Annotated in this window: 1 protein-coding gene; it reads left to right on the top strand. The window is 57.2% G+C overall.

Going from position 1 to position 236, the window contains the following annotated elements; all coding sequences use genetic code 11:
- Nucleotides 1–33: 33 nt before the first annotated feature.
- The coding region (locus SB771_RS37090) for a hypothetical protein (protein WP_410722298.1) at nucleotides 34–236 on the top strand (203 nt) is incomplete at its 3' end.

Genomic DNA, 236 nt, shown 5'->3' with positions numbered 1-236 from the left:
CAAAGGGCCTTGGCCGAACAAGGGGAGGACGTCATGGTCTCCGCCGATTGGTACGGTTGGCCTACCCGGCAGGACACTGAATACGCCAACGAAATTGGTGCAATAGACCTGGGGCAGGCGGTCATCGAAATGCCGCGGTCACATCCGACAACGCGGATCTCGCCTCCTCCCTGGAAAGCATGGAAGTTGAAGATGCTGAAGAATGGGGTCTATGCGAACGTGAACGTCTACTCGAC

The organism is Burkholderia sp. SIMBA_051 (genome assembly GCF_046534915.1).
In the GTDB taxonomy this organism is placed as follows: Bacteria; Pseudomonadota; Gammaproteobacteria; order Burkholderiales; family Burkholderiaceae; genus Burkholderia; species Burkholderia ambifaria.
The sequence above is the reverse complement of the archived record's forward strand: the minus strand, read 5'-3'. Positions and strand labels throughout refer to the sequence as shown.